A 23,392-nucleotide genomic window follows, 5' to 3' on the forward strand; every position below is an offset into this window, starting at 1 on the left:
GTTTGATTTTTCTGTCATCCACTGATGCTAATCTCTGCACGTTCGTCCGCCTTCTGCGACGTATCGTCGCGCTTCAAATGGAGCTTCACTCACAAAAACGGCCACGCTTTGCGTGCAAGGCCGAGGAGGAGAGCGCCTGACGGACGCATACCAATAACTGGGGGAAACACCAATGAGCACTAGCACTGTGGCCGGCACTGCCGCCGCACAGCCTGCGTTCCTGTCCAAGGAACGCATCATCGCCAAGCCGGGCTTCAACCGCTGGCTGGTTCCACCGGCCGCACTGGCCATCCACCTGTGCATCGGCATGGCCTATGGCTTCTCGGTATTCTGGCTGCCGTTGTCCAAGGCGCTGGGTATCACCGCACCGGTCGCCTGCGCGCCAGACATGAGCTTCATCGCCCAAGTCTTCTCGTCCCAATGCGACTGGCCTATCTCCATGCTGGGCTGGATCTACACCCTGTTCTTCATCTTCCTGGGCTGCTCGGCAGCAATCTGGGGCGGCTGGCTGGAACATGCCGGGCCACGCAAGGCCGGCGTTGTCTCGGCGTTGTGCTGGTGCGGTGGCCTGCTGATCTCGGCGCTGGGTATCTATACCCACCAGATCTGGCTGATGTGGATCGGCTCCGGTGTGATTGGCGGTATCGGCCTGGGCCTGGGCTATATCTCGCCCGTTTCGACCTTGATCAAGTGGTTCCCGGACAAGCGCGGCATGGCGACCGGCATGGCGATCATGGGCTTTGGCGGCGGCGCGATGGTGGGTGCGCCCCTGGCTGCGGCACTGATGGGCCATTTCTCTTCGCCCACCAGCGTGGGCGTATGGCAGAGCTTTGTGGTCATGGCGGCGATTTACTTCGTGTTCATGATCGGTGGCGCCCTGCTGTATCGCGTACCGCCGACCGGTTGGAAGCCTGAGGGCTGGACCGCGCCGGCGAAAAAAGCCAGCAATGCGATGATCACTCACCGTCACGTGCATGTGAATGTGGCGTGGAAAACCCCGCAGTTCCGCCTGGTATGGCTGGTGCTGTGCCTGAACGTATCGGCCGGTATCGGCATCCTCGGCATGGCTTCGCCACTGCTGCAGGAAGTGTTCGGCGGCAAGTTGCTGGGTGTTGATGTGCCATTTGGTCAACTGGATGCCGGTCAGCTGGCCTTCATTGCAGCCATTGCCGCTGGTTTTACCGGCCTGTTGAGCCTGTTCAACATTGGTGGCCGGTTCTTCTGGGCGTCGTTCTCTGACTACCTGGGGCGTAAAAACACCTACTTCGTGTTCTTCGCCCTGGGCTTTGCCCTGTACGCGCTGATCCCGAACCTGGGGCACCTGGGCAACGTGGCGCTGTTTGTGGCGGCGTTCTGCATCATCCTGTCGATGTACGGCGGTGGTTTTGCCACGGTCCCGGCCTACCTGGCCGACCTGTTCGGCACCCAGATGGTAGGCGCGATCCACGGTCGTCTGTTGACCGCCTGGGCCGCTGCGGGCGTGTTGGGCCCGGTGCTGGTGAACTACCTGCGTGAGTACCAGTTGAGCATCGGCGTTGAACGCGCCGCGGCGTATGACATCACCTTGTACATCCTCGCCGGCCTGCTGGTGCTGGGTTTCATCTGCAACCTGCTGGTGCGCCCGGTGGCCGACAAGTACTTCATGAGCGACGCCGAACTGGCAGCCGAACAGGCGCTGGGTCATGATAAAGGTGCCGATGCCACCACCGTGCTGGAGTGGAAGGCCTCCGCCGCCAGCAAGCCGTTGGCGATCGCCGCCTGGCTGGTGGTCGGTATTCCGTTGGCGTGGGGTGTGTGGGTGACCCTGCAGAAGACCGCAGTACTGTTCCACTGACACCGCAATAAGGGTGGGCCCGGCTCCTGTGGGGCCGGGCTTGTGTGGGAGCTCCTACATAAACCCATGCTCACATGTATGCACATGTCTATCCCCGACATTCCTCGCTCCAACTCGTCAGTCTTATCCCCTTCGTTGTTTCTGTTTAGCGCCCGCGCCCCTATAATGGCTGCCTTTTTCGCCCAATGATTTTGCGGAGCTGGTGATGGCCGAACGTAAGGCATCTGTCGAGCGCGACACTCTGGAAACCCAGATCAAAGCCTCGATCAACCTGGATGGCACCGGAAAGGCCCGATTTGATATCGGTGTCCCTTTTCTTGAGCACATGCTGGACCAGATCGCCCGTCATGGGCTGATCGACCTGGATATCGTCGGCAAGGGCGACCTGCACATCGACGACCACCACATGGTGGAAGACGTGGGCATCACCCTCGGCCAGGCGTTTGCCAAGGCCATCGGCGACAAAAAGGGCATCCGTCGCTACGGTCATGCCTATGTCCCGCTGGATGAAGCGCTGTCGCGTGTGGTCATCGACTTCTCCGGCCGCCCTGGCTTGCAGATGCACGTACCCTACACACGCGCCAACGTGGGCCGTGGCTTTGATGTGGACCTGTTCCAGGAATTCTTCCAGGGCTTCGTCAACCACGCACTGGTCAGCCTGCACATCGACAACCTGCGCGGCACCAACACCCACCACCAGATCGAAACCGTGTTCAAGGCTTTCGGCCGCGCGTTGCGCATGGCTGTGGAAGTCGATGAGCGCATGGGCGGGCAAATGCCGTCGACCAAGGGCGTTCTGTAATGCAGACGGTCGCGGTTATCGATTACGGCATGGGTAACCTGCACTCGGTGGCCAAGGCCCTTGAGCATGTAGGTGCCGGCAAGGTGCTGATCACCAGCGATGCTAACGTGATTCGCGAAGCCGACCGTGTGGTGTTTCCAGGCGTTGGTGCGATTCGCGATTGCATGGCCGAAATCCGCCGCCTGGGCTTTGACAGCCTGGTGCGCGAGGTCAGCCAGGATCGCCCGTTCCTCGGCATCTGCGTGGGCATGCAAGCCTTGCTCGACAGCAGTGAAGAGAACGGTGGCGTCGATTGCATCGGGATGTTCCCGGGCCAAGTGAAGTTCTTTGGCAAAGACCTGCATGAAGGTGGTGAGCACCTGAAGGTGCCGCACATGGGCTGGAACGAGGTGCGCCGCACCGTCGACCACCCGCTGTGGCATGAAATCCCGGACATGGCGCGTTTCTACTTCGTGCACAGCTACTACATCGCCGCCGGTAACCCGCGCCAGGTGGTGGGTGGTGGGCATTACGGCGTCGACTTCGCCGCAGCGCTGGCCGAAGGTTCGCGTTTTGCCGTGCAGTTCCACCCGGAGAAGAGCCATACCCATGGCCTGCAATTGCTGCAGAACTTCGCCGCGTGGGATGGTCGCTGGTAATGGCCAAGAAACCGAAGCCGCCGATCTTGAACCTCACGCCCGAGCAGGAGCGTGCGGCCACCGACAAGATCAAACGTTTCATGGAAGACCGCTTCGAGCTCAAGCTGGGTTCGTTCGAGGTCGCCGAGATTCTTGAGCTGTTCACCACCGAAGTGGCGCCGCATTATTACAACAGGGCGGTTTTCGACACGCAGACGCTCCTTAAAGAAAGGTTCGAAAGCATCGAAAGCGACTTGTGGTCGCTTGAGAAACCCTGATTTCCCAAGCATTGCTGAATATCGAATAAGGTTTGCCAGATGCTGATTATCCCCGCTATCGATCTCAAGGACGGCGCTTGTGTACGCCTGCGCCAGGGCCGCATGGAAGATTCCACGGTGTTCTCCGATGACCCGGTGAGCATGGCCGCCAAATGGGTGGAAGGTGGCTGCCGTCGTTTGCATCTGGTGGACTTGAACGGTGCCTTCGAAGGCCAGCCGGTCAATGGCGAGGTGGTCACCGCGATTGCCAAGCGCTACCCCAACCTGCCGATCCAGATCGGCGGCGGCATTCGCTCCCTGGAAACCATCGAGCACTACGTGAAAGCGGGCGTGAGCTACGTGATCATTGGCACCAAGGCCGTCAAAGACCCAGCCTTCGTCGCCGAAGCCTGCCGTGCGTTCCCCGGCAAGGTTATCGTCGGCCTGGATGCCAAGGACGGCTTTGTTGCCACCGATGGCTGGGCTGAAATCAGCACCGTGCAGGTGATCGACCTGGCCAAGCAGTTCGAAGCCGACGGCGTGTCCGCCATCGTTTATACCGACATCGCCAAAGACGGCATGATGCAGGGCTGCAACGTACCCTTCACCGCAGCCCTGGCAGCGGCCACCAAGATTCCGGTGATCGCCTCGGGCGGCATTCACAACCTGGGTGACATCAAGTCGCTGCTGGACGCCAAGGCTCCCGGCATTATCGGCGCCATCACCGGCCGTGCGATCTATGAAGGCACCCTGGACGTCGCCGAAGCTCAGGCTTACTGCGACGCCTACAACGGCTGAGGACTGACTATGGCGCTGGCCAAACGCATCATCCCTTGCCTGGACGTCGACAACGGTCGTGTGGTCAAGGGCGTCAAGTTCGAGAACATCCGTGATGCCGGCGACCCGGTGGAAATCGCCCGTCGCTACGATGAGCAAGGTGCCGACGAGATCACCTTCCTCGACATCACCGCCAGCGTCGATGGCCGCGACACCACGCTGCATACCGTCGAGCGCATGGCCAGCCAGGTGTTTATCCCGCTGACCGTGGGCGGTGGCGTGCGCACCGTGCAAGACATCCGCAACCTGCTTAATGCCGGTGCGGACAAGGTCTCGATCAACACCGCCGCCGTGTTCAACCCTGAGTTTGTCGGCGAAGCCGCGCAACACTTCGGCTCGCAATGCATCGTCGTCGCCATCGACGCCAAGAAGGTTTCCGGCCCGGGCGAAACCCCGCGCTGGGAGATCTTCACCCATGGCGGGCGCAAGCCTACCGGGCTGGATGCGGTGGAGTGGGCGATGAAGATGGAAGGCTTGGGCGCCGGTGAAATCCTGCTGACCAGCATGGACCAGGACGGCATGAAAAACGGCTTCGACCTGGGCGTCACCCGCGCCATCAGCGATGCCCTGGGCATCCCGGTGATCGCCTCCGGTGGCGTCGGTAACCTGCAGCATTTGGCCGATGGCGTGATCGAGGGCCATGCCAGCGCGGTGCTGGCGGCGAGTATTTTCCACTTTGGCGAATACACCGTGCCTGAGGCCAAAGCCTATATGGCGGCGCGCGGTATCGTCGTTCGCTAAACGCTACTGGACACCATGGCAGGCTCGCGGCACTCTCTGCGCTTGCCATGGATTCCGGTAGCCTTCATGTTCAAACACCTGCTGCTCGCCCTTGCCAGTACCTCCCTGCTCATGGCCGGTACGGCCAAAGCCGAAGAACCGTCGGACGCCTCCCTGGTGCTGCTGACGGAAAATTTCCCGCCCTACAACATGGCGAAAAACGGCAAGAACTTCGCCAAGGACGAGAACATCGAAGGCATCGCCGTGGACATCGTGCGCGAGACGTTCCAGCGTGCCGGTATTTCCTACAACCTCACCTTGCGTTTCCCTTGGGAACGAATCTACAAGCTCGCCCTGGAAAAGCCCGGTTACGGCGTATTTGTCATGGCGCGCTTGCCAGACCGTGAAGCCTTGTTCAAATGGGTCGGCCCCATCGGCCCGGACGATTGGGTGCTGCTGGCCAAGGCCGACAGCAAGATCCAGCTCAGCGATCTTGAGCACGCCCGCCGCTACAAAATCGGCGCTTACAAGGGCGATGCGATTGCCGAAACCTTGGGAAAGCAGGGGCTCAACCCGATTGTCGCTCTGCGCGACCAGGACAATGCGCAAAAACTCATGGAAGGCCAGATCGACCTTTGGGCTACTGGCGATCCTGCTGGGCGTTACCTGGCGCGGCAGGTCGGTGTAACAGGGCTTAAGACCGTGTTGCGGTTCAACAGCGCGCAGCTTTATCTGGCGTTGAACAAGGACGTGCCTGATGAGGTGGTCGCCAAGCTCCAGGCTGCGCTGGATGAGTTACGCAAGAGCGGTCGTGTAGACGAAATCATGGCGCGTTACCTCTGAAGTTGGCAGTTGCGCAGAATAAACGCGGTCAAAATGTGGGAGGGGGCTTGCCCCCGATAGCAGTAGATCAGCCAAGACATTTTCAGCTGACACACCGCCATCGGGGGCAAGCCCCCTCCCACATTGGATCTTCGCTGCCTTCATTTAGCGATAGATGCCGTTTTTGCCGTGGGCACTCATCGCCCGGTTACTGCGCACGCTGATCATCAATTTGATATCGATCCACTCCACGCCCTGGGCCTTGAGCTTGGGCAATTCGCGCTCCAGCACTGCCAGGGTCTGCGGGTAAGGGTGCCCGATCATCACCGCCGAGCCCTGCTTGTGCGCCAGCTTGATCGCGGTTTGCAGTTGTGTGGTAATCGCTGCCTCGGTGCGTTCGTCATCAAGGAACACATCCCGCGAAACATGGGCCAAACCGATCTTCTGCGCCTCGGCGGCGGCGACGGTCTGCGCGCTGGTGCGGCTGTCCACGAAGAACTTATGACGCCGTTGCAACTCACCCATCAACCACGCCATCGCCTGGGGCTGCGCCGTCATGCGGCTGCCCATATGGTTGTTGATACCGGCGGTGTAGGGCACCGCTTCAAACGCGGCATCCAGGCGCTTGCCCAGTTCTTCGATAGACAGCTGCGGGTGCCAGGCGAAGGGGCCGGTGGCCGGGTCCATGGGCATGTGCAGGATCACGATCTTGCCGGCCTTGTGGGCCTCGCGGGCGAATTCAGTGGCGTGGGGCGTGTCGGGCATGATCGCGGCCGTTACCGGGCCGGGCAGCCCAAGCACACGGCGATCGCGCGGCAGGTTTTGCCCCAGGTCGTCGATGATGAGAGTCAGGTAGGCTTTGTGGGGTTCGTCGGCAGGGGCCGCGTGAGCGACCCCTGCCAGGCTGCACAGCACAGCGATGATCAGGGCAAAACGCATGATCAACGGCTGCGCGTGATGCTCAGGCCCTTGAGCAGGCTCAGTGCCTGGGCCAACTGGTAGTCATCATCCTGCGGCATCGGCTTGGCCTTGGCGCCGCTGCCGGTAGGCTGGTCGGCACCGCCGTTGCCATTGCCCAGGTGACCTTGCAGGTCGGCCTCTTTGTAGTACTCGCCGTCGATCTCGTTGGTGATCTTGGCTCTGCGTACTTCGATGTCCGGCACGATGCCCTGGGCCTGGATCGAGCGGCCGTTAGGCGTGTAGTACAGCGCCGTGGTGATTTTCAGTGCGCGTTCGTTGTTCAACGGCAACACGGTCTGCACCGAGCCTTTGCCGAAGCTGGTGGTGCCCATCAGCACGCCGCGCTTGAGGTCTTGCAGGGCGCCGGCGACGATTTCCGAGGCCGAGGCGCTGCCGCCGTTGATCAGTACCGCCAACGGTACGTTCTCGCTCAAGTCGTTGCCGGTGGCCGAGAAGCGCAACTCGGAGTTGGCAATACGGCCCTTGGTGTAGACGATCAGGCCCTTGGTGACAAAGTGGTCGACCACTTCAACCGCCGACTGCAACACGCCGCCTGGGTTGTTGCGCAGGTCAAGCACGATGCCGTTGAGCTTCTTGCCGTTGTCTTTGCGCAGCTTGGCCAGGGCCTTGGCCACTTCGTCGCCGGTCTTGACCTGGAACTGGGTGATACGGATGTAACCGTAGCCCGACTCCAGCAACTGGCTCTTCACGCTCTTGACCGTGATGGTCGCGCGGGCCAGGGTCACGTCAAACGGGTTGCCGCCGTCGCGCACCAGGGTCAGGGTGATCTTCTGGCCGAGCTTGCCGCGCATTTTGTCGACGGCTTCGGTCATGGTCTGGCCGCGGGTCGGCTGGCCGTTGATCTTCACGATCAGGTCGCCAGCCTGGATACCGGCCTTGGATGCAGGGGTATCGTCGATGGGCGAGACCACTTTGATCTGGCCGTCTTCAGAGCCCACTTCGATGCCCAGGCCGCCGAACTCACCGCTGGTGCTTTCCTGCAACTCGGCGAAATCTTCCGGGCCCAGGTAGGCGGAGTGCGGATCAAGGTTGCTCAGCATGCCCTTGATGGCATTTTCCAGCAGAGCCTTGTCGTCTACAGGTTCGACATACGCTGCCTTGATCCGGTCCATGACCTCGGCAAAGGTGCGCAGCTCATCCAGCGGCAACGGCGCCTTGGTCGTCGCAGCCGTGGTGGGTGCAGCTGGTGCGGCCTGGTCGGCAAAAGCCAGAGGCGCGCCGATCACCAGGGCGATCGTCAGGGCCAGCGAAGTGAGGCGGGACAAATGCAGCATGTCGAACGAACTCCTAATGTAGATGCGGCCCTATCCTTGGGAACGGCACCATTGTGCGGGATCGCTCGGGCGACCCTGCTGACGAATAGCGAAGTACAGCGCCGGGGTGTCCTGGCCGCCACTGTTACCGACAGTGGAGATGGATTCACCGGCTTTTACAACATCACCTGCCGACTTGAGTAATGTCTGATTGTGGCCGTAAAGGCTCAAATAGCCATTTCCGTGGTCGAGAATCACCAGCAAACCGGCGCCCCGCAGCCAATCGGCAAATACCACGCGCCCACCGTGAACGGCGTGGACCTGGCTGCCGGCGGAGGCGCTGATCATCACCCCATCCCACTTGGCGCGAGTGTCATCGCCGCGGGTTTCTCCAAAGCGTGCCAATAGTCGACCATCAACCGGCCATGGAAGTTTGCCCCGCGCTGAAGCAAAAGGGCCGCCGAACGACTCGCCGCTGCTGGAAACCAGCGGGCCAGGGCTTGCACGCTCGGGTTTGCGCGGTGCTGGCGCGTCGCTGGTGGCTGCCAGTTCGGCCTCACGCTGACGCTTTTTTTCCGCTTCCTGCTGGGCGATCAGCGCTTTTTGCCGCGCCTCTTCGGCCTCACGTGCCTGGCGCGCCAGGGTTTCTTCGATGGTTTTGAGCACTTTGGCCAGGTCGGCCTGGTCCTGCTCGCGTGCCTGGAGCTTGGCGTCGCGGGCTTTTACATCGCTATTGAGCTTGGCCAGGGCCTGCTGGCGTTCCTTGCGCACCTTGTCCAACTGATCACGCTGGGTGTCGAGGGCGGTTTTCTGGTCGAGCAGTTGTGATTGCTGGTCGGCGATTTCCTGTTCGACATTGGCCAGTTGGCGCAGGGTTTCGTTAAACCCCTTCAATTGCGCCAGGCGCGCCTGGCTCAGGTAGTCGTAATAAGTGAGGGTGCGGGCGAATTTCTCAGGGTTTTGCTGGTTGAGCAGCAGCTTGAGGTATTCCTGGCGGCCGCTTTGGTAGGCGGCGCGGGCCTGGATCGCGATCAGGCGTTGCTGTTCAACGCGGGCGCTCTGGAGTTTTTTTTTCTCAGCGTCGAGTCGCTCCAGTTCCGACTCGCTCTTCTTTAGTTCTTTTTGCAGCTCCTGGACCTGCTTTTCCAGCTTGCCCATCTCGGTTTCCGTGCCGCGCAGGTCTTTCTGCACTCCGGATTTTTCTTCCTGGAGCTTGCCGAGCAGCTTTTTCAGCTCGGTAATGTCCTGACGCGTAGCGTCCAACTGTTGTTGGGTTTGTGCGCGCTCATCGGCAAACGCCGGTTGGAGCAGGCAGACAAGAGCGAGGGTTATCAAGGCGCGAAGCATAGAGGCGGGCGACACCAGGGGAAAAGGACGGCCTAGTATGCCCGCCAAGCGCTGCAAAAAAAACGCCCAATTGGGGCGGTAGGGCAAGATAGCTGCCGAGTGGCGATGGTATGGCGAAAAGACATCTACCAAACACCACAAAACCAATGTGGGAGCGGGCTTGCCCGCGATTGCGGTGGGTCAGCGACATAGATGTCGACTGATTAGCCGCTATCGCGGGCAAGCCCGCTCCCACACTGTTTTGTGGCGTACTTTGGATCAGACCAGGATTGAGGTCCCGGTCATCTCTTTCGGCTTCTCCAGCCCCATCAGCATCAGCATGGTCGGCGCTACATCCGCCAGTACGCCGCCATCACGCACTTTGAAATCACGCTTGCCGACGTAGATGAACGGCACCGGCTCGGTGGTGTGGGCGGTGTGTGCCTGGCCGGTGGATTCGTCAGACATCTGCTCGCAGTTACCGTGGTCAGCGGTGATCAGCGCTTCGCCGCCGACTTTTTCCAGCGCATCCACGATGCGGCCAACACATTTGTCCAGGCATTCCACGGCCTTGACCGCCGCTTCCAGGTTGCCGCTGTGGCCGACCATGTCGCCGTTGGCGTAGTTGACCACGATCACGTCGTAACGCTGGTGATCAATGGCGTCGACGATCTTGTCGGTCACTTCCGGTGCGCTCATTTCCGGCTGTAAATCGTAGGTAGCGACTTTTGGTGACGGGATCAGGATGCGCTCCTCGCCGGGGAACGGCTCTTCGCGGCCACCGGAGAAGAAGAAGGTCACGTGGGCGTACTTTTCGGTCTCGGCGATGCGCAGCTGGGTCTTGCCGTTCTTGGCCAGGTAGTCGCCCAGCACGTTTTCCAGGCTGCCCGGGGCGAATGCCGACGGGGCCGGGATGTTGGCAGCGTATTGGGTGAGCATGACGAACTCGACTTTCGGCTGGCGTGCACGCGCAAAATCCTTGAAGCCGTCATCGACGAACACATGGCTCAGCTCGCGGGCACGGTCGGCGCGGAAGTTCATGAACACCACGGCATCGCCGTCTTCGACCTTCACCGGCTCACCGATGGTGGTGGCCTTGACGAACTCATCGCTCTCGCCACGGGCATAGGCTGCTTCCAGACCCTCCTGGGCGGTGGCGGCGTTGAATTCGGCCTGGCCGTCGACGATCAGGTTGTAGGCCTGGGAGACGCGGTCCCAACGGTTGTCACGGTCCATGGCGAAGTAACGGCCCACCAGGCTGGCGATGCGGCCCTTGCCGAGTGCGGCGAAGGTGGCGTCGAGCAGCTCGATCGACGATTGCGCGCTTTTGGGCGGGGTGTCGCGGCCGTCGAGGAAGGCGTGCAGGTAGATCTTGTCGGCACCGCGCTTGAAGGCCAGTTCGGCCATGGCGATCAGGTGATCCTGGTGGCTGTGGACGCCGCCGTCCGACAGCAGGCCCATGAAGTGCACGGCTTTACCGGCGGCGACGGCTTTATCGACCGCAGCGCAGATGGTCGGGTTTTCGAAAAACTCGCCATCGCGGATCGCTTTGGTCACACGGGTGAAGTCTTGATATACCACTCGTCCGGCGCCGAGGTTCATGTGACCGACTTCCGAGTTGCCCATCTGGCCGTCCGGCAGGCCCACGTCCATGCCGGAACCGGAGATCAGACCGTTGGGAACCGTTGCCGTCAGGCGGTCCAGCACGGGCTTGTTGGCCGAGTACACGGCGTTGTCGTGGTGGCTTTCACTGTGTCCGAAGCCATCGAGAATTATCAGGACCAAAGGTTTAGGCGTGGTAGTCATAGATCCTCTCGCGGCGGTAATAAAGGAAGACAATGGAAAAGGGAGTGGCAGTTTAAAGCGAAGTTCCGAGCGCGTCACCGCTTTACGGGGGTTGGCCCTCCTTGGCGGCTGTGTATACTTACCGCCATTTTAACGCCCTGGAACCTCCTTGATGGTTGATCACCTGATTGCATTTGCCACTGCCCACTACCTGCTCGTGGGTGCCTTCGTCATCCTGCTGGCGCTGCTGATCGCGCATGAACTGAGCCGCGGTGGTCGCAGCCTGAGCACGTCGGAGCTGACCGCGCTGGTCAACAAGGATGAGGCCGTTGTCGTCGATATTCGCCCGGCCAAGGATTATGCCGCCGGCCATATCGTTGGCGCCCTGAACATTCCCCAGGACAAGCTGATCGCACGCTTGGCCGAGCTGGAAAAATACAAGGCCAAGACCATTATTCTGGTCGACGCCCAAGGCCAGCACTCCGGCACCCACGCCCGCGAGATGCTCAAGACCGGCTTCACCGCCGCCAAGCTGTCGGGTGGTATCAGCAGCTGGCGTGGCGATAACCTGCCGTTGGTGAAGTGATATGAGCCAGGTTGTCGTATATTCCAGCGATTATTGCCCGTTTTGCATTCGAGCCAAGCAGCTGCTGCAGAGCAAGAAGGTCGCCTTCGATGAGATCAAGGTCGATGGCAAGCCTCAGGTGCGCGCCGAAATGGCCCAGAAGGCTGGCCGCACGTCGGTCCCGCAGATCTGGATCGGCGCCCGGCATATCGGTGGTTGCGATGACCTGTTCGCTCTGGAGCGCGCCGGTAAACTTGATGCGCTGCTGTCCGTCTGACTGCTAACCCCTTAAGAACCCCAAGATAAAGAAGGATCTGCGATGACTGATCAACAGAACACCGAAGCAGCAGAAGCTCAAGGCCCACAGTTTTCGCTGCAGCGCATCTACGTGCGCGACCTGTCGTTCGAAGCGCCGAAAAGCCCGGCGATCTTCCGTCAGGAATGGACCCCAAGCGTTGCGCTGGACCTGAACACCCGTCAAAAAGCCCTGGAAGGCGACTTCCACGAAGTGGTGCTGACCCTGTCGGTTACCGTCAAGAACGGCGAAGAAGTGGCCTTCATCGCTGAAGTGCAACAGGCCGGTATCTTCCTGATCCAGGGTCTGGACGAAGCCTCCATGAGCCACACCCTGGGCGCGTTCTGCCCGAACATCCTGTTCCCGTATGCCCGTGAGACCCTGGACAGCCTGGTCACCCGTGGCTCGTTCCCGGCGCTGATGCTGGCTCCGGTGAACTTCGATGCCCTGTACGCCCAAGAGCTTCAGCGCATGCAACAGGAAGGCGCGCCGACGGTTCAGTAAGTCGATGCGGTAACAATGTGGGAGGGGGCTTGCCCCCGATAGCGGTGGACCAGTCACATAAGTGATGACTGACACTCCGCCATCGGGGGCAAGCCCCCTCCCACATTTGTTTTGCGTATTACTTGAAGCCCAGTTGGCGCCAGCCTTCGTAAACAGCGACGGCCACGGTGTTGGACAGGTTCAGGCTGCGGCAGCCTTCACGCATCGGCAAGCGCAGGCGGTGGCCATCGGGCAATGCGTCGAGCACCTCGGCCGGCAGGCCCCGGCTTTCCGGGCCGAACAGGAAGGCATCGCCCTCGGCAAAGCTGGCATCGTGAAACGGGCGCGAACCCTTGGTGGTGAACGCGAACAAGCGCGGATGGCCCAGGCTTTCCAGACAACTGGCCAGGTCGGCGTGACGCTTGAGGGTGGCGTACTCGTGGTAGTCCAGCCCGGCGCGGCGCAGGCGCTTGTCGTCCATGTCGAAGCCCAACGGCTCGATCAAATGCAGGTGGCAGCCACTGTTGGCGCACAGCCTGATAACGTTGCCGGTATTCGGCGGAATTTCTGGTTGAAAAAGGATGACGTGAAACATGCACGGCTCCGAAGGCAAAGATGCGCTGCATTCTACCCCTGAAGAAGACCCGAGGCCGAAGCTATTGCCGAGGGTTTTGGGCTCGTTGGCGATTGTCGGCCTGATGGTCGGCTTGATGATCGGTCGCCTGACCACGCCGGACCCGGTCCAGTTACTGGAGGTAGTACCGGCTGTCGACGGTGTAGCGGTGTGGTTCAGCCGCGAACCCAAGCTGCACGGTGAGCATATCGACGGTACCGTGGCGCTGCTGTTCGACGCCTTGGGCAAACCTGCCGGCGGGCAACTGAAGGTCAATGACAAGGACGTGAATTGGCGTGTGCGCAAGACCGATGGCGGTTTGCTGCTGAACCTGGTGGCGGCGCGGCCGTTGCGTGGGGAGTGGAAGGGCCAGGAGGTCGACGACCGCTGGCGGTTGGAGATCCATCTCCAGGAGCAATAAAAGAGGGAGTTCCCGGCCTGCCTGTACCAGGGCTCCCAAAACGGTTGAAGCCAAGGGCTTCGGTGTTAAAGAGGGGATTCTCGGCCTGCCTGTACCAAGGTCCCCGAAACTGGGTTGTGCTGGGGTTATTGCAGGGGGCGTGCCAAAACTTGCCATTGCTGCTGGAAAAAAATGCCAAAAAGCGCAAAGCCCCGGAATACGGGGCTTTGATTGTTTCTGCTGCCAAGAAATTTGTAGCGAAAGCGATATGCAGGTTTTCTGGTCTGTGCTCAATGCCGGTTCATCGTGCATTGAAGCGGTGCACAGTCTGCAGGCATTGCACAAAACCAATGTGGGAGCTGGCTTGCCTGCGATGACGGCGTGTCAGCCCTATACAGGGTGACTGACACACCGTCATCGCGGGCAAGCCCGGCTCCCACGCTGGGCCTTCAGCGGTCCAGGGGTTCAGGCCTCATCACCCTCATCATCATCCCCGCCATCCACCTTCATCCCCAACTCCTTGATCTTGCGCGTCAGGGTATTGCGCCCCCAGCCCAGCAGCACCGCCGCATCGCGGCGGCGGCCGGCAGTGTGCTTCAACGCGGTCTCGATCATGATCCGTTCGAACGCCGGCACGGCGCTGTCCAGCAGGTTCGACTGGCCGCGCGCCAACGCCTGGTCGGCCCATTGGCGCAGCGCTTGTTCCCAGTTGGTCACGGGTGCCGAATCCTGCGGCAGGCTCAGCAGCTCCGGTGGCAGGTCGCTGATGTGTACTTCACGCCCGGACGCCATCACGGTGATCCAGCGGCAGGTGTTCTCCAGCTGGCGCACGTTGCCGGGCCACGGCAGGTTCTTGAGGTATTCCTCGGTCTCGCTTTTGAGCAGTTTGGGCTCCACCGCCAACTCAAGCGCGGCACGGCTGAGGAAGTGGCGGGCGAGGGTGGGGATGTCTTCGCGGCGGTCCGACATGCGCGGGATATGGATGCGGATCACGTTGAGGCGGTGGAACAAGTCCTCGCGGAATTTGCCGGCGTGTACCAGGGTTTCCAGGTTCTGGTGGGTGGCCGCAATGATGCGCACATCGACCTTGACCGGCGTATGCCCGCCCACACGGTAGAACTCACCGTCGGCCAGCACGCGCAGCAAACGAGTTTGGGTATCGGCCGGCATATCGCCGATTTCATCGAGAAACAGTGTGCCGCCGTCGGCCTGTTCAAAGCGCCCGCGACGCAGGTTGGCTGCGCCGGTGAACGCGCCTTTCTCATGGCCGAACAGCTCGGACTCCATCAAATCCTTGGGGATCGCCGCCATGTTCAGCGCGATAAACGGCGAGGCCGCCCGCGGGCTGTGACGGTGCAGGGCGTGGGCCACCAGTTCTTTACCGGTGCCCGACTCGCCATTGATCAGCACCGTGATGTTGGAGTGGCTCAAGCGCCCGATGGCGCGAAACACTTCCTGCATCGCCGGCGCTTCCCCGATGATTTCCGGGGTGCGGGTCAGGGTTGGCGGGGCTTCCTGGTTCTGTTGTTCCTGGGCGTGCTGATTGGCGCGCTTGACCAGCGCCACCGCCTCATCCACGTCGAACGGCTTGGGCAGGTATTCAAAAGCGCCGCCCTGGTAGGACGCGACAGCGCTGTCCAGGTCCGAGTGCGCTGTCATGATGATCACCGGCAAGCGCGGGTGCTGCTCGCGGATGCGCGCCAGCAAGTCCAGGCCGCTGGCGCCGGGCATACGGATGTCGGAAATGATCACGTCCGGCTGCTGGCGTGCCAGGCGGCTCATCACCCCGTCGGCGCTGTCGAAGCTTTGGGTGGTCATGCCTTCCTGTTGCAAGGCTTTTTCCAGGACCCAACGGATAGAACGGTCGTCATCGACGATCCAGACAGTTTCACTACGGCTCATGTCGTGGGGGCTCCTTGTTCCAATGGCAGGAAGATCGAGAACGTGGTGTGGCCGGGATGGCTCTCACATTCGATCAGGCCCTGGTGCTGGCTGATGATGTTCTGGGTAATGGCCAGGCCCAGCCCGGTACCGTCCGGGCGGCCACTGACCATGGGGAAGAAGATGGTTTCCTGCAGCTCGGCGGGAATGCCCGGGCCGTTGTCGATGATTTCGACCTTGGTCACCAGGCGATGGCGCACATGGCCGATGGTGAACTGGCGCAGGGCGCGGGTGCGCAGGCTGATGCGGCCAAGGCGCAGTTCGTTCTGGCTGCTGATGGCTTGCATGGCGTTGCGCACGATATTGAGCACCGCCTGGATCATCTGCTCGCGGTCGATCAATACATCGGGAATGCTCGGGTCATAGTCGCGTACCAGGGTGATGCAGCCCTGGCTCTCGGCCTCGACCAGTTGGCAGACGCGCTCAAGCACCTCATGCACGTTGGTCATCGCCAATGACGGCAACTTGTTGGAGCCGAGCATACGGTCCACCAGGTTACGCAGGCGGTCGGCTTCTTCGATGATGACGTTGGTGTAGTCCTTGAGGTGCTCTTCGGGCAGCTCGCGCGCCAGCAGTTGCGCAGCGCCGCGAATCCCGCCGAGCGGGTTCTTGATTTCATGGGCCAGGCCGCGCACCAGCATCTTGCTGGTTTCCTGCTTGGACAGCTGCGCCTCTTCCTTGGTGATGCGCAGCAGGCGGTCGCGGGGGTGGACTTCGAGCAACAACAGCGTGGCGCCATTGCTCAGAATGGGGGTTACGGCGTAATCGACCGTCAGCGTTTGGCCGGTGAGGGCGGTGAGCATCGCTTCGCGCTTGGTGAACGGATGTGCCTGCTCCACGGCCTGGCGCAACGAGCTCAAGGCTTCGGCCGACTCGGTGAACAGCTCGCTGATGAACTGCCCATGGCTGCGCTGGCCGCTGATGGCCAGCAGCATCTCCGCCGCCGGGTTCATGTACTCAAGGCGCAAATCGGCATTGAGCAGGATGGTCGCGGTGGTCAGGTTGTCGAGTAACAAACGGTGCAGTGCATCACTGATGGTCATCGGGACCTCTTTTGGAGCAAGGCGCAGGCTTGAGGCACACGCTGATACAAGGAAAATGCAAAAACCAAACCAAGGCTCCGAAAAGAAGCGTTAAAGCCCTGAAATAGGGGTTTTAGGCGCGAAACTGTGGCGTTCTGCCAGCTTGATCGGGAAGAATCGAACCAAAATGGGCTGTGCCTGCGGGGAGGGTGCAACCTACCGCACCAATATAGTGCGGTTTTGTGAAGGTTGCTCAGTCGCTGTCAGGAGTGGACGGGGTTTAAGTGGGGGAGGGGGCTTTGTAGAGGCACAGCTCGGCCGTGGCGCGGATCATTGCCAGCTGGCGCAGCGGATCGTTCAAGGGCTCATGCACTGCTGCGGCCAGCCACTGCGGACACTGCGGGTCGGTGCGCTGGGGGGTGAAGTCGGCCAGTTGTTGCAGCAAGCGTTTTTGCAGCTCATCGAGCTGCGGGCGAATCTGCTTGATCAGGTCCGGGCGCGGATCATCGGGGGCCTTGCCCTGGAACTGCCAGTCGGACAGGTGGGTGTATTGCACCAGTTTGTTCGCCTCGATCTGCGCGGCGAAGAACTGCTCGGCAGCGGCCGGGTCCAGCTTGTAGCTCGGCGCCTGGGCAGTGACGCTGGCGATCACCTCTTGCTCGCGCTTCTTGTCCTCCACGGGCTTGTGGCTGTCCCATTTACTCAGCGCCACCTGGTCGGCAATCTCCAGGCGTTCGGCAATGCTGTTGAGCAGGGGTTCGAGCGTAGGCGGCGCAGCGCTCGCACTGGCACTGATGAACAGCAGGGCAAATACAAGTCGATGTCTCAAAGGTGATCTCCTGTGGGAGCGGGCTTGCCCGCGATGGCGGTGTGTCAGTGTTACAGCAGGTGGCCGGTAGTGCGCTATCGCAGGCAAGCCAGCTCCCACACTTTGATTGGGTTTGCAGAGCTGGCGTAGCGTAACGCCCAGGCAAAAAAAAGACCTCCCGGGGGAGGTCTTTTTCGTCACGCCGCTCTTAAGAAGCAGCGCTACCGGATCAGCAGCTGTAGTACAGCTCGTATTCCAGTGGGTGTACGAAGGTGCGCACCTTGATTTCTTCTTCGCTTTTCAGGGCAATGTAAGCGTCGATGAAGTCGTCGCTGAACACGCCGCCTTTGGTCAGGAACGCACGGCCCTTGTCCAGCTCTTCCAGGGCTTCTTTCAGGCTGCCGCACACTTGTGGGATCTCTTTGGCCTCTTCAGGCGGCAGGTCGTACAAGTTTTTGTCGGCGGCGTCGCCAGGGTGGATCTTGTTCTGGATACCGTCCAGGCCAGCCATCACCAGGGCAGCGAAGGCCAGGTATGGGTTGGCTGCCGGGTCCGGGAAGCGAGCTTCGATACGGCGAGCGCGCGGGCTGGACACGTAAGGAATACGGATCGAGGCCGAACGGTTGCGTGCCGAGTAGGCCAGCATCACCGGCGCTTCGAAACCTGGCACCAGACGCTTGTAGGAGTTGGTGGACGGGTTGGTGAAGCCGTTCAAAGCCTTACCGTGCTTGATGATGCCGCCGATGAAGTACAGGGCGGTGTCGGACAGGCCGGCATAACCTTCACCCGCGAAGGTGTTCTTGCCTTCTTTGGCGATGGACAGGTGAACGTGCATACCCGAACCGTTATCGCCGTACAGAGGCTTGGGCATGAAGGTAGCGGTACGGCCGTAAGCAACGGCAGTGTTGTGTACGCAGTACTTCAGGGTCTGAACTTCGTCAGCCTTGGCCACCAGGGTGTTGAACTTCACACCGATTTCGTTCTGGCCGGCAGTCGCCACTTCGTGGTGATGCACTTCGATGACCAGGCCCATGTCTTCCATGGCGTTGCACATGGAGGTACGGATTTCGTGGTCGTGGTCAAACGGTGGAACCGGGAAGTAGCCGCCTTTGATACCTGGACGGTGGCCATGGTTGCCGCCTTCCACGTCCTGGTCGGACATCCACGAGCCTTGCTCGGAGTAGATCTTGAACATGGAACCGGAGATGTCGGACTTGAACTTCACCTGGTCAAAGATGAAGAACTCTGGCTCCGGGCCCACGAATACAGTGTCACCAATACCGGTGGACTTCAGGTATTCCTCGGCACGCTTGGCGATCGCACGTGGGTCGCGGTCGTAGCCTTGCATGGTCGACGGCTCAATCACGTCGCAGACCAGGATCAGGGTCGGCTCTTCGGTGAACGGGTCCAGCACGGCAGTGCTGTCCTCCGGCATCAGGATCATGTCGGAAGCTTCAATGCCTTTCCAGCCGGCGATGGAGGAACCGTCGAACATTTTGCCTTCTTCGAAGAAAGCATCATCCAGCGCGTCGCGAGCCGGCATGGTCACGTGGTGCTGAGTGCCTTTTGTGTCCGTGAAGCGCAGATCAATCCATTTAACGTCATGATCTTTGATGAGTTGAACCGACTTCGACATGGTGTCCTCCGGGTGGCTTCGGGCTTGGGTAGTGGAGTTAGCCCTTAGAATGTGGGTGATGCCGGCGCGGATACTCCGCCAAGGCAACCTGCCTCACAAGAGAGCAAATTACATGCCAGTGCGCCAATATGGTCTTTTTGCCTCAAAATGGCCCCTATTGCGGTGCAAACGGCCAAAGCGCGGTAAATAGCGCACTGCAATGTAGCGTTAATTTACATAAATGACCCGTTTTGGTGCGTTGCGCGTTCGATGCATATTAACTGGTTAAACCTTGAGCGATTTCCGCTATAATCCGCGCCCCCCTTTTTCAGCAGGCCCGGCGCGCGCTGTTTCCATGAAATTAATCGTTAAAGTCTTCCCCGAGATCACCATCAAAAGCCGACCGGTACGGACGCGTTTCATCCGTCAGTTGGCCAAGAACATCCGTGCCGTGCTCCGTGACCTGGACCCGGCTGTGGTGGTGAACGGCGTGTGGGACAACCTCGAGCTGGAAACCCGCATTACCGACGCCAAAGCCTTGAAGGACATGACCGAGCGCCTGAGCTGCATGCCGGGTATCGCGCATTTCCTGCAGGTGGATGAGTACCCGCTGGGCGACTTCGACGACATCACCGAAAAGTGCAAGCAGCACTACGGCAGTGCGCTTGAAGGCAAGATTTTTTCGGTGCGCTGCAAGCGTGCCGGCAAGCACACCTTCAGCTCCATGGATGTCGAAAAATACGTCGGCAGCAAGCTGCGTCGCGAGTGCGGCGCCGCTGGAATTTCCCTTAAAGCGCCGCAAATTGAAGTGCGCATGGAAATTCGCGACCAACGGTTGTTTGTGATCCACAGCCAGCACAACAGCATCGGCGGCTACCCGCTGGGCGCCCTGGAACAGACCCTGGTATTGATGTCCGGCGGTTTCGATTCCACGGTGGCGGCCTACCAGATCATGCGCCGCGGCCTGATGAGCCACTTCTGCTTCTTTAACCTGGGCGGGCGTGCACACGAATTGGGCGTGATGGAAGTTGCGCACTTTATCTGGAAGAAGTACGGCAGCTCCCAGCGCGTGCTATTTGTAAGCGTGCCGTTCGAGGAAGTGCTGGGCGAAATTCTCGGCAAAGTCGATAACAGTCATATGGGCGTGGTATTGAAGCGTATGATGTTGCGCGCCGCGTCCCGAATCGCCGATCAATTGCAGATCGACGCCCTGGTGACCGGTGAGGCGATTTCCCAAGTGTCCAGCCAGACGCTGCCGAACCTGTCGATCATCGACTGCGTGACCGAGAAGCTGGTGCTACGCCCGCTGATCGCCAGCCACAAGCAGGACATCATCGACCTGGCAGAGCAAATCGGCACCGCCGACTTTGCCAAGCACATGCCTGAGTACTGCGGGGTCATCTCGGTGAACCCCAAGACCCACGCCAAGCGTCACCGTGTGGAGCATGAAGAGAAAGAATTCGACATGGCGATTCTGGAGCGTGCGCTCGAGAACGCCAAGCTGGTCCCAATCGATCGGGTGATCGACGAATTGGGCCAGGATGTAAAAATCGAAGAAGTCAGCGAAGCCCTGGCCGGCCAGATCGTCATCGACATCCGTCACCCGGATGCCGCTGAGGATGAGCCGCTGGAAATCGCTGGCATCGACGTGCAAACGCTGCCGTTCTACGCACTGAACGCGCGTTTCAAGGAACTGGATAACAGCCGTCAGTACCTGTTGTATTGCGACAAAGGCGTGATGAGTCGCCTGCATGCCCACCATTTGCTCAGTGAGGGGCATGCCAATGTGCGCGTTTATCGACCGAGCTAAGAGCCCGGGGCTGTTTGCCTGTGGCCTGCGTCACCGGCCCCCCGACTCTGCCGTCAAGCTGTAACGGCAAGGCCTGACTCTACTGTTAATCGCTGCCACGACCTGTCAGCACACCGAATCCTCTGATCGAGATACACAAGTGATCGAAAATCTACGTAACATCGCCATCATTGCTCACGTTGACCATGGTAAAACCACCCTGGTAGACAAACTCCTGCGTCAATCCGGCACCCTGGAGCGCAACGAGCTCAACGACGAGCGCGTGATGGACTCCAACGACCAGGAAAAAGAGCGCGGTATTACCATCCTGGCAAAAAACACCGCTATCAACTGGAACGGCTACCACATCAACATCGTGGATACCCCGGGCCACGCCGACTTCGGCGGCGAAGTAGAACGCGTAATGTCGATGGTTGACTCCGTTCTGCTGCTGGTTGACGCTCAAGACGGCCCTATGCCGCAAACCCGTTTCGTGACCAAGAAGGCTTTCGAAGCCGGCCTGCGTCCGATCGTGTGCATCAACAAGGTTGACCGTCCAGGCGCGCGTCCGGACTGGGTTCTGGACCAGATCTTCGACCTGTTCGACAACCTGGGTGCTACCGAAGAACAACTGGACTTCCAAGTCATCTACGCCTCGGCCCTGAACGGTATTGCTGGTCTTGACCACACCGACATGGCTGAAGACATGACCCCGCTGTACCAGTCGATCGTCGACAACGTACCTGCGCCAAAAGTTGACCGTGACGGCCCGTTCCAGATGCAAATCTCGGCACTGGACTACAACAGCTTCCTGGGTGTTATCGGCGTTGGCCGTATCGCTCGTGGTAGCGTCAAGCCGAACACTCCGGTTGTCGCTATCGGCGCCGACGGCAAGAAGCGTAACGGTCGTATCCTGAAGCTGATGGGTCACCACGGCCTGCACCGCATCGACGTTGAAGAAGCTTTCGCTGGCGACATCGTCTGCGTGAGCGGTATGGACTCGCTGTTCATCTCCGACACTCTGTGCCAGCCGGACAACGTTGAGGCGATGAAGCCTCTGACCGTTGACGAGCCAACCGTTTCCATGACCTTCCAGGTAAACGACTCGCCGTTCTGCGGTAAAGAAGGCAAGTTCGTGACCTCCCGTAACATCAAGGAACGTCTGGACAAGGAGCTGCTGTACAACGTTGCTCTGCGCGTTGAAGAAGGCGACTCGGCTGACAAGTTCAAGGTCTCCGGCCGTGGTGAGCTGCACCTCTCGGTACTGATCGAAACCATGCGTCGCGAAGGCTTCGAAATGGGTGTTGGTCGTCCGGAAGTGATCATCCGTCAGGTTGACGGCGTGAAGCAGGAACCGTTCGAAAACGTCACCATCGACACCCCTGAAGAATCCCAGGGCAAGGTCATGGAAGAGATGGGCCTGCGTAAGGGCGACCTGACCAACATGGTGCCGGATGGCAAAGGCCGTGTACGTCTGGAATACAACATCCCTGCTCGTGGTCTGATCGGTTTCCGTAACCAGTTCCTGACCCTGACCAACGGTGCTGGCATCCTGACCTCGATCTTCGATCGCTACGACACCATGAAGTCCGGCGACATGTCCGGCCGTCAGAACGGTGTTCTGGTATCGGTAGAAACCGGCAAGGCGCTGACCTACTCCCTGGAAACCCTCCAGGCGCGTGGCAAGCTGTTCGTTGAACACGGTCAAGAGATCTACAACGGCCAGATCGTTGGTCTGAACAGCCGTGACAACGACATGGGCGTCAACCCAACCAAAGGCAAGAAGCTCGACAACATGCGTGCTTCGGGCAAAGACGAAACCATCGCTCTGGTTCCACCTGTTCGCTTCACCCTGGAACAGGCCCTGGAATTCATCCAGGACGACGAGCTGTGCGAAGTCACGCCTAAGTCGATCCGCCTGCGTAAGAAGATCCTGGACGAAGGCGAGCGTACCCGCGCTGCCAAGAAAGCCAAGAACTGAGTTAACTCAGGCTGAATGAAAAACGCCCCCGGTCGAAAGGCCGGGGGCGTTTTTTTGTGCCTGCAGGTTTTGTGGTGACTGTGCCGGCCTCATCGCGGGCAAGCCCGGCTCCCACATTTTGGATCTGTGAATACATTCAAATGTGGGAGCTGGCTTGCCTGCGATGAGGCCCTTGAGGGCACTACAAAATCCGGATCAGAACTTGTCGAGGGTCTTGAAGTTGGTCTCGCGCACCACTTCCTTGGGCTTGTAGGCACAGTAACCCGGCCGCGGCCCGATTTTCGGGTGGTTGCGGCAGGTATCCGGACGCTTGTCATAAATAGTGCAAAAGCGCGTCTTACGATCCAGGTACAGGCAATCATTGTTGCTCATGCGCTGCAGGGTAAAAATCTCGGATTTATTGTTGTAGCGCTCGACGATGCCTTCTTTCTGCAAGCGCTTGGCGATGTTCTTCGGCGGGTCGCCGCGCTCGAACTCATCGACGATGCCAATGCGGATCAGGTCCTTGATCTTCACCTCAACCGGCAGGGTGCAGCAGCTGGACACGCAGCCGCCGCACATGTGGGCGGAATATTTCTGCCAGGTCTCTAGACGGTCGAGTTCCGCGGCGGCGATCAGTTGAGGCTTCATCAGGGTTCCAGGGTGG

23 protein-coding genes are annotated in these 23,392 nt (G+C 60.1%); 13 read left to right on the forward strand and 10 right to left on the reverse strand.

The genetic code is table 11. From position 1 onward, the window contains the following. Window positions 1-172 precede the first annotated feature (172 nt). The 7 genes from JFT63_RS18980 to JFT63_RS19010 all read left to right on the forward strand — a co-directional run bounded on the left by JFT63_RS18980 (window position 173) and on the right by JFT63_RS19010 (window position 5,910). On the forward strand, window positions 173-1,834 hold the full coding sequence (locus JFT63_RS18980) for an OFA family MFS transporter (protein ID WP_198844523.1): 1,662 nt from the start codon (window positions 173-175) through the stop codon (window positions 1,832-1,834). 205 nt (window positions 1,835-2,039) lie between these two features. Next, the gene (hisB, locus tag JFT63_RS18985) at window positions 2,040-2,636 is read left to right on the forward strand and encodes an imidazoleglycerol-phosphate dehydratase HisB (RefSeq protein ID WP_003187781.1); all 597 of its coding nucleotides are present in this window, start codon (window positions 2,040-2,042) and stop codon (window positions 2,634-2,636) included. Then, complete coding sequence (gene hisH, locus JFT63_RS18990; protein WP_186561445.1) at window positions 2,636-3,274, forward strand: imidazole glycerol phosphate synthase subunit HisH; 639 nt, start codon at window positions 2,636-2,638, stop codon at window positions 3,272-3,274. Before hisB ends, hisH begins: the two co-directional genes overlap by 1 nt. Next, window positions 3,274-3,531 (forward strand): DUF2164 domain-containing protein, encoded by a 258-nt coding sequence (locus JFT63_RS18995; RefSeq protein WP_014716514.1) that lies wholly within the window; start codon window positions 3,274-3,276, stop codon window positions 3,529-3,531. Before hisH ends, JFT63_RS18995 begins: the two co-directional genes overlap by 1 nt. Before the next feature lie 39 nt (window positions 3,532-3,570). After that, window positions 3,571-4,308 (forward strand): 1-(5-phosphoribosyl)-5-[(5-phosphoribosylamino)methylideneamino]imidazole-4-carboxamide isomerase, encoded by a 738-nt coding sequence (hisA, locus tag JFT63_RS19000; protein ID WP_003187784.1) that lies wholly within the window; start codon window positions 3,571-3,573, stop codon window positions 4,306-4,308. 9 nt (window positions 4,309-4,317) lie between these two features. After that, complete coding sequence (gene hisF / locus JFT63_RS19005) at window positions 4,318-5,088, forward strand: imidazole glycerol phosphate synthase subunit HisF (RefSeq protein WP_003171107.1); 771 nt, start codon at window positions 4,318-4,320, stop codon at window positions 5,086-5,088. A 66-nt stretch (window positions 5,089-5,154) separates the two neighbouring features. Continuing rightward, complete coding sequence (locus JFT63_RS19010; protein WP_198844524.1) at window positions 5,155-5,910, forward strand: substrate-binding periplasmic protein; 756 nt, start codon at window positions 5,155-5,157, stop codon at window positions 5,908-5,910. 144 nt (window positions 5,911-6,054) lie between these two features. On the opposite strand, the gene JFT63_RS19015 is transcribed toward JFT63_RS19010, so the two are convergent. The 4 genes from JFT63_RS19015 to gpmI all read right to left on the reverse strand — a co-directional run bounded on the left by JFT63_RS19015 (window position 6,055) and on the right by gpmI (window position 11,255). Next, window positions 6,055-6,828 carry a divergent polysaccharide deacetylase family protein gene (locus tag JFT63_RS19015; protein WP_198844525.1) on the reverse strand — a complete coding sequence of 258 codons (774 nt, stop codon included), beginning with the start codon at window positions 6,826-6,828 and terminating at the stop codon, window positions 6,055-6,057. Window positions 6,829-6,830: 2 nt separating this feature from the next. After that, entirely contained in the window at window positions 6,831-8,144 is a 1,314-nt protein-coding gene (locus JFT63_RS19020) for a S41 family peptidase (protein ID WP_198844526.1), read from the reverse strand. Between the two features lie 30 nt (window positions 8,145-8,174). Next, window positions 8,175-9,470, reverse strand: a complete 1,296-nt coding sequence (locus tag JFT63_RS19025) for a murein hydrolase activator EnvC family protein (RefSeq protein WP_186561451.1) — start codon at window positions 9,468-9,470, stop codon at window positions 8,175-8,177. A 258-nt stretch (window positions 9,471-9,728) separates the two neighbouring features. Beyond that, window positions 9,729-11,255, reverse strand: a complete 1,527-nt coding sequence (gene gpmI / locus JFT63_RS19030; protein WP_198707881.1) for a 2,3-bisphosphoglycerate-independent phosphoglycerate mutase — start codon at window positions 11,253-11,255, stop codon at window positions 9,729-9,731. 151 nt (window positions 11,256-11,406) lie between these two features. On the opposite strand from gpmI, the gene JFT63_RS19035 reads away from it, so the two are divergent. From JFT63_RS19035 to secB, 3 genes are read left to right on the forward strand one after another with little or no spacing between them, the layout of a single operon-like run. Further along, on the forward strand, window positions 11,407-11,820 hold the full coding sequence (locus JFT63_RS19035; protein WP_003187796.1) for a rhodanese-like domain-containing protein: 414 nt from the start codon (window positions 11,407-11,409) through the stop codon (window positions 11,818-11,820). Between the two features lies 1 nt (window position 11,821). Next, the gene (gene grxC, locus JFT63_RS19040; RefSeq protein ID WP_057702451.1) at window positions 11,822-12,076 is read left to right on the forward strand and encodes a glutaredoxin 3; all 255 of its coding nucleotides are present in this window, start codon (window positions 11,822-11,824) and stop codon (window positions 12,074-12,076) included. Window positions 12,077-12,118: 42 nt separating this feature from the next. Continuing rightward, the gene (gene secB, locus JFT63_RS19045; RefSeq protein WP_014716520.1) at window positions 12,119-12,598 is read left to right on the forward strand and encodes a protein-export chaperone SecB; all 480 of its coding nucleotides are present in this window, start codon (window positions 12,119-12,121) and stop codon (window positions 12,596-12,598) included. Between the two features lie 118 nt (window positions 12,599-12,716). Here the strand turns inward: secB and JFT63_RS19050 are convergent, their stop codons facing one another. After that, entirely contained in the window at window positions 12,717-13,172 is a 456-nt protein-coding gene (locus JFT63_RS19050; protein WP_003171120.1) for a tRNA (cytidine(34)-2'-O)-methyltransferase, read from the reverse strand. Between JFT63_RS19050 and JFT63_RS19055 the strand changes: the two genes are divergently transcribed. Then, window positions 13,171-13,611, forward strand: a complete 441-nt coding sequence (locus tag JFT63_RS19055; protein ID WP_186559689.1) for a hypothetical protein — start codon at window positions 13,171-13,173, stop codon at window positions 13,609-13,611. The two genes, JFT63_RS19050 and JFT63_RS19055, sit on opposite strands and share 2 nt — an antisense overlap. A 444-nt stretch (window positions 13,612-14,055) precedes the next feature. Here JFT63_RS19055 and ntrC read toward each other — a convergent pair whose 3' ends face one another. From ntrC to glnA, 4 genes are all read right to left on the reverse strand, one after another. Then, a complete protein-coding gene (gene ntrC, locus JFT63_RS19060) occupies window positions 14,056-15,492 on the reverse strand; it encodes a nitrogen regulation protein NR(I) (RefSeq protein ID WP_003187806.1) in 1,437 nt (478 codons plus the stop codon). Next, complete coding sequence (glnL, locus tag JFT63_RS19065; RefSeq protein ID WP_005783937.1) at window positions 15,489-16,574, reverse strand: nitrogen regulation protein NR(II); 1,086 nt, start codon at window positions 16,572-16,574, stop codon at window positions 15,489-15,491. The genes ntrC and glnL overlap by 4 nt, the downstream gene beginning before the upstream one ends. Before the next feature lie 259 nt (window positions 16,575-16,833). Next, window positions 16,834-17,382: a chorismate mutase gene (locus JFT63_RS19070; protein ID WP_186559687.1), complete on the reverse strand. Its 549-nt coding sequence runs from the start codon at window positions 17,380-17,382 to the stop codon at window positions 16,834-16,836. Window positions 17,383-17,590: 208 nt separating this feature from the next. Continuing rightward, window positions 17,591-18,997 (reverse strand): type I glutamate--ammonia ligase, encoded by a 1,407-nt coding sequence (glnA, locus tag JFT63_RS19075; RefSeq protein WP_198844527.1) that lies wholly within the window; start codon window positions 18,995-18,997, stop codon window positions 17,591-17,593. Between the two features lie 334 nt (window positions 18,998-19,331). On the opposite strand from glnA, the gene thiI reads away from it, so the two are divergent. Both thiI and typA read left to right on the forward strand, forming a co-directional pair. Next, window positions 19,332-20,786 (forward strand): tRNA uracil 4-sulfurtransferase ThiI, encoded by a 1,455-nt coding sequence (gene thiI / locus JFT63_RS19080; protein ID WP_005783943.1) that lies wholly within the window; start codon window positions 19,332-19,334, stop codon window positions 20,784-20,786. Window positions 20,787-20,925: 139 nt separating this feature from the next. Next, window positions 20,926-22,746, forward strand: coding sequence for a translational GTPase TypA (typA, locus tag JFT63_RS19085; RefSeq protein ID WP_198844528.1), 1,821 nt, complete (start codon window positions 20,926-20,928; stop codon window positions 22,744-22,746). Window positions 22,747-22,941: 195 nt separating this feature from the next. Here typA and JFT63_RS19090 read toward each other — a convergent pair whose 3' ends face one another. Further along, complete coding sequence (locus tag JFT63_RS19090; protein ID WP_003187815.1) at window positions 22,942-23,376, reverse strand: YkgJ family cysteine cluster protein; 435 nt, start codon at window positions 23,374-23,376, stop codon at window positions 22,942-22,944. Window positions 23,377-23,392 lie beyond the last annotated feature (16 nt).

The organism is Pseudomonas sp. MF7453 (assembly GCF_016405455.1).
Lineage (GTDB): Bacteria > Pseudomonadota > Gammaproteobacteria > Pseudomonadales > Pseudomonadaceae > Aquipseudomonas > Aquipseudomonas paralactis.

Excerpts from the sequence above, each read along its gene's own strand:
- JFT63_RS18980 (WP_198844523.1), top strand. The coding sequence starts at position 173 with ATGAGCACTAGCACTGTGGCCGGCACTGCCGCCGCACAGCCTGCGTTC.
- hisB (WP_003187781.1), top strand. The coding sequence starts at position 2,040 with ATGGCCGAACGTAAGGCATCTGTCGAGCGCGACACTCTGGAAACCCAG.
- hisH (WP_186561445.1), top strand. The coding sequence starts at position 2,636 with ATGCAGACGGTCGCGGTTATCGATTACGGCATGGGTAACCTGCACTCG.
- JFT63_RS18995 (WP_014716514.1), top strand. The coding sequence starts at position 3,274 with ATGGCCAAGAAACCGAAGCCGCCGATCTTGAACCTCACGCCCGAGCAG.
- hisA (WP_003187784.1), top strand. The coding sequence starts at position 3,571 with ATGCTGATTATCCCCGCTATCGATCTCAAGGACGGCGCTTGTGTACGC.
- hisF (WP_003171107.1), top strand. The coding sequence starts at position 4,318 with ATGGCGCTGGCCAAACGCATCATCCCTTGCCTGGACGTCGACAACGGT.
- JFT63_RS19010 (WP_198844524.1), top strand. The coding sequence starts at position 5,155 with ATGTTCAAACACCTGCTGCTCGCCCTTGCCAGTACCTCCCTGCTCATG.
- JFT63_RS19015 (WP_198844525.1), bottom strand. The coding sequence starts at position 6,828 with ATGCGTTTTGCCCTGATCATCGCTGTGCTGTGCAGCCTGGCAGGGGTC.
- JFT63_RS19020 (WP_198844526.1), bottom strand. The coding sequence starts at position 8,144 with ATGCTGCATTTGTCCCGCCTCACTTCGCTGGCCCTGACGATCGCCCTG.
- JFT63_RS19025 (WP_186561451.1), bottom strand. The coding sequence starts at position 9,470 with ATGCTTCGCGCCTTGATAACCCTCGCTCTTGTCTGCCTGCTCCAACCG.
- gpmI (WP_198707881.1), bottom strand. The coding sequence starts at position 11,255 with ATGACTACCACGCCTAAACCTTTGGTCCTGATAATTCTCGATGGCTTC.
- JFT63_RS19035 (WP_003187796.1), top strand. The coding sequence starts at position 11,407 with ATGGTTGATCACCTGATTGCATTTGCCACTGCCCACTACCTGCTCGTG.
- grxC (WP_057702451.1), top strand. The coding sequence starts at position 11,822 with ATGAGCCAGGTTGTCGTATATTCCAGCGATTATTGCCCGTTTTGCATT.
- secB (WP_014716520.1), top strand. The coding sequence starts at position 12,119 with ATGACTGATCAACAGAACACCGAAGCAGCAGAAGCTCAAGGCCCACAG.
- JFT63_RS19055 (WP_186559689.1), top strand. The coding sequence starts at position 13,171 with ATGCACGGCTCCGAAGGCAAAGATGCGCTGCATTCTACCCCTGAAGAA.
- JFT63_RS19050 (WP_003171120.1), bottom strand. The coding sequence starts at position 13,172 with ATGTTTCACGTCATCCTTTTTCAACCAGAAATTCCGCCGAATACCGGC.
- ntrC (WP_003187806.1), bottom strand. The coding sequence starts at position 15,492 with ATGAGCCGTAGTGAAACTGTCTGGATCGTCGATGACGACCGTTCTATC.
- glnL (WP_005783937.1), bottom strand. The coding sequence starts at position 16,574 with ATGACCATCAGTGATGCACTGCACCGTTTGTTACTCGACAACCTGACC.
- glnA (WP_198844527.1), bottom strand. The coding sequence starts at position 18,997 with ATGTCGAAGTCGGTTCAACTCATCAAAGATCATGACGTTAAATGGATT.
- thiI (WP_005783943.1), top strand. The coding sequence starts at position 19,332 with ATGAAATTAATCGTTAAAGTCTTCCCCGAGATCACCATCAAAAGCCGA.
- JFT63_RS19090 (WP_003187815.1), bottom strand. The coding sequence starts at position 23,376 with ATGAAGCCTCAACTGATCGCCGCCGCGGAACTCGACCGTCTAGAGACC.